Source organism: Acinetobacter sp. LCT-H3 (genome assembly GCF_001866125.1).
Classification (GTDB): Bacteria; Pseudomonadota; Gammaproteobacteria; order Pseudomonadales; family Moraxellaceae; genus Acinetobacter; species Acinetobacter schindleri.
The window spans coordinates 1-1,569 of the sequence record NZ_MODX01000064.1 but is presented as its reverse complement, the minus strand read 5'-3'; the positions used below and the strand labels follow the sequence as shown (position 1 = coordinate 1,569).

The 1,569-nt window shown below is 34.1% G+C and carries 5 protein-coding genes; all 5 read right to left on the bottom strand.

All coding sequences use genetic code 11. From position 1 onward, the window contains the following. On the bottom strand, nt 1-215 hold a 215-nt coding region (locus tag BK820_RS14845), incomplete at its 3' end, for a helix-turn-helix domain-containing protein (RefSeq protein WP_071321335.1). After that, entirely contained in the window at nt 208-528 is a 321-nt protein-coding gene (locus BK820_RS14840; protein WP_004641922.1) for a type II toxin-antitoxin system RelE/ParE family toxin, read from the bottom strand. The genes BK820_RS14840 and BK820_RS14845, both read right to left, overlap by 8 nt. Before the next feature lie 114 nt (nt 529-642). Beyond that, the gene (locus BK820_RS14835; RefSeq protein WP_004641925.1) at nt 643-840 is read right to left on the bottom strand and encodes a hypothetical protein; all 198 of its coding nucleotides are present in this window, start codon (nt 838-840) and stop codon (nt 643-645) included. Between the two features lie 69 nt (nt 841-909). Continuing rightward, entirely contained in the window at nt 910-1,137 is a 228-nt protein-coding gene (locus tag BK820_RS14830) for a hypothetical protein (RefSeq protein ID WP_004641927.1), read from the bottom strand. A gap of 111 nt (nt 1,138-1,248) precedes the next feature. Further along, the gene (locus BK820_RS14825) at nt 1,249-1,464 is read right to left on the bottom strand and encodes a cold-shock protein (RefSeq protein ID WP_004641928.1); all 216 of its coding nucleotides are present in this window, start codon (nt 1,462-1,464) and stop codon (nt 1,249-1,251) included. Nucleotides 1,465-1,569: the final 105 nt, after the last annotated feature.

Sequence of the window (1,569 nt, the reverse complement as noted above, 5' to 3'; positions counted from 1 at the left end):
GGATAGCGTCGGCCTTGTTCCCAGTTCTGTAGCGTTCTCGCGCTAATATGCAAACGTGCAGCAAACTCTGCTTGCGTTAATCCAGTTTTCTCACGTACTTCTTTAATATCTGGCAATTCAAGCTCTGTGACTCGACTAGCCTTTATCTCATTACGTTTGATGGCACCAGCTTCTTTAATTGAAGCAACCAAGTCATCAAATAAGTTGTTATCCATGAAATTGCTCCTTCACTAATTGACGCAGGATCGAGGTTTCTTTGTCTGTCAGATTATCTTTCACAGACTTTGGATAAGCCACCAGGAAAAAGATCTGATCATCTTCTATGACCCAATAGTAGATCACACGGATACCGCTACTTTTTCCTCTATTACCTTGAGCACAGCGTACTTTACGAATGCCACCGCCATTCTTGATTAAGTCACCTTTATCAGGCTGCACCAAGAGATCTTGCTGGAGCTGACGATACTCTTCATCACTTACAAGCTCTTTGATTTGCTTGGTAAAAATACTGGTTTCAATGAATAGCATAGATTAAAGTACGTCAATGGCGTATAAGGATTTTAGCAGTTTTTACATAAAAAAACGAGAGCTTTGAGCTCTCGTTTCGCACAATCAATATCGTATTAGTTTTAACAATAGTATTTATAAAATTTTAAAAATTTTTCCACTTAAAGTACTTTGGAAAAACATTTCGAAACTAGGTCGAATATCTTCTCCATCAACAGTGATATGTTTTATATTCGAGTGAGATTGCGTATCGGCAAACTGATGATCTACTGTTGCTTGAATAGCGTGTTTAACCCCAAACTGGTCTTTTACGCTGAGATTCTGTTTAATCATATATATTCCCTTAATAAAATTATAGTAGTAGAAATCTACCCAAATTTTTAATGCTTGTTGATGTTGGCTCTAAGCAACTTTATGACTTAATTTAAATAGCTGATTTAAAGAAGTATAAAATGTACGGCCATCTAAATTTAAATCGACCTCCATCCCAGATGAGAGAAGAACTCTTTTACCCACTTCAATTGTTTTTAACCCCTGACGTGTACTTTGCATTTTATTAAGAGGAGTTAATGAAACAATAATTTCAGTACCATTTTTAGCTTTTGCAATTAAATAATTTATTTTTAACAACTTGAATCCTGTTTTTCTGAAAATTTTCCAATTTTGGAAATAACTTTAAAATTTAATTTTAAATTATAAAAAAAGCACTCATGAGTGCTTTTTATTACTGCTTATTACTGCTTAGATAGCAATAATATTTACAGCATTCGGTCCTTTTTGACCTTGGGCTACGCTGAATTCAACCATTTGGCCTTCCATTAAGGTTTTGAAACCTGAACTTGCGATTTCGCTAAAATGAGCAAAAACGTCTGGACCTGATTCTTGTTGAATGAAACCAAAACCTTTAGTTTCGTTGAACCACTTTACAGTACCTTTAACAACATTTGAGTTTGACATAATATATCCTACTAATTTTTAATAATTTTAAGTCATTTTATTGACTGGGTATAACTTTGAAAATAATAAAGAAGCGACTTAAAATCTGAAAAAAACGAAGGATTA